Origin of the sequence: Halomonas sp. 707D4 (assembly GCF_024158685.1) — a bacterium.
Taxonomy (GTDB): Bacteria; Pseudomonadota; Gammaproteobacteria; order Pseudomonadales; family Halomonadaceae; genus Vreelandella.
This window is the reverse complement of record NZ_JAMZBD010000581.1, coordinates 1-1,694: the sequence shown is the minus strand read 5'-3', so window position 1 is coordinate 1,694 and position 1,694 is coordinate 1. Positions and strand designations below refer to the sequence as shown.

3 protein-coding genes are annotated in these 1,694 nt (G+C 66.2%); 1 reads left to right on the top strand and 2 read right to left on the bottom strand.

The features are described 5' to 3' along the window. Together BIS11_RS16810 and BIS11_RS16805 are read right to left on the bottom strand one after the other, a co-directional pair. The coding region (locus BIS11_RS16810) for a xanthine dehydrogenase family protein subunit M (RefSeq protein ID WP_253586617.1) at window positions 1–739 on the bottom strand (739 nt) is incomplete at its 3' end. Beyond that, complete coding sequence (locus BIS11_RS16805; RefSeq protein WP_253426754.1) at window positions 736–1,293, bottom strand: 2Fe-2S iron-sulfur cluster-binding protein; 558 nt, start codon at window positions 1,291–1,293, stop codon at window positions 736–738. The genes BIS11_RS16805 and BIS11_RS16810, both read right to left, overlap by 4 nt. Before the next feature lie 181 nt (window positions 1,294–1,474). Between BIS11_RS16805 and BIS11_RS16800 the strand changes: the two genes are divergently transcribed. After that, window positions 1,475–1,694, top strand: a 220-nt coding sequence (locus BIS11_RS16800; protein ID WP_253586616.1) for an XdhC family protein, incomplete at its 3' end; no start/stop codon positions are given.

Below are 1,694 nucleotides of genomic sequence, written 5' to 3'. Positions count from 1 at the left end.
CCACCGAGACCAGCGCAAACGCGTAGGAGGCGCGGTCACGCACCTTGAAGTAGCGCTGGGTGCCGCCCACCGGGGCCGGCAGCACCACGGCGGTGATGATCTCACCCGGCGACAGCGCGCTCTCCACTTCCGGGGTGTCGTCGGGCAACGGGTAGAACTCGTCGAGGGTGAGCCGGCGGGTGCGCCCTTCCGGGTCGACGGTCTCCACCTCGGCGTCGAGCACGCGCAGCGCCACCGCCATGTCGGATGGGTGCGTGGCGATGCAGTGCTCCGAGGTGCCGATCACACCGAGCTGGCGGGTGTCGGCGCCCTCGTCGAGGGCGGCGCAGCCCGCACCCGGCTCGCGCTTGTTGCAGGGCATCTTGGGGTCGAAGAAGTAGGGGCAACGGGTGCGCTGAAGAAGGTTGCCGCCAGTCGAGGCCTTGTTGCGCAGCTGGCTCGAGGCGCCGGAGAACAGTGCCCGGCTGAGCACCGGGTAGTCGCGCCGGATGCGCTCGTCCGCGCCGAGGGCGGTATTGCTGACCAGCGCGCCGATCCTGAGCCCGCCGTCGTCGGTGGCGGTGATCTCGTCGAGACCGATGCGGGTGACGTCGATCAGGTGCGGCGGCACCTCGATCTCGTGCTTCATCAGATCCAGGAGGTTGGTGCCGCCGGCGATGAACTTGCTGCCCGGCATTTCAAAGGCGCGCTTGGCCGCCTGGGCAGCATCGGTTGCGCGCTCGAACGAGAAGGCTTTCATGCGCGCTCCTTGGCGACCTGCCGAATGGCCTCGAGAATGTTGGCGTAGGCGCCACAGCGGCACAGGTTGCCGGACATGCGCTCGCGAATCTCTTCGTCGGTGATCTCGATGGGACCGGTCAAATCACCGGTCACGTGGCTCGGGATGCCGGCACGGATCTCCTCGAGGGTCGCCTTCGCCGAGCAGATCTGACCCGGCGTGCAGTAGCCGCACTGGAAGGCGTCGTGGTCGATGAACGCCTGCTGCATCGGGTCCAGGTGCTCGACGCCGCCGACACCTTCGATGGTGGTGATCTCGTCGTCCTGGTGCATGACGGCCAGGGTCAGGCAGGCGTTGACCCGCTGGCCGTCGATGAACACCGTGCAGGCGCCGCACTGGCCGTGGTCGCAGCCTTTCTTGGAGCCGGTCAGGTTCAGGTGTTCGCGCAGGGCATCGAGCAGCGTCGTGCGGTTATCAAGCGTCAGCTCGTGGCGCTGGCCGTTGATGGTCAAGGCAACGCTTGAGCGCGTTTGAGCGCTCTCGCGATGCTTCTCGAACGTCGTCGTGGAGGTCATTTTCATTGCCTTTAATTATGATGCGATACCGGGTCACGGTCATGACGGGTTAAGCATAGACGCGAATGGAAGGCTCGGCCCGGCGTATCCGATAACCTGCATCAAGACTCATCGACTGGTCTACGCTTGAGGGGAAACCCGGCTCGACCACCCCGGCGCCCAACGAGGAACGCGTAATGTCATGCAACATCTGGATCTGAAAGTCATCGAGCGCTCGCTTGCCTGGTGCGACCAGGGCGAGACGATCTGGCTGTGCACGGTGCTGGAAACCTTCGGCTCCTCGCCCCGGGCGCCGGGGGCGTGGCTGTGTGCCAACGCGCGCGGCGAGCACGTCGGCTCGCTCTCCGGCGGCTGCGTGGAGGAGGATTTCCTCGCGCGGCTGGGGCACGGCGCTTTTGAGG

Excerpts from the sequence above, each read along its gene's own strand:
- BIS11_RS16805 (WP_253426754.1), bottom strand. The coding sequence starts at position 1,293 with ATGACCTCCACGACGACGTTCGAGAAGCATCGCGAGAGCGCTCAAACG.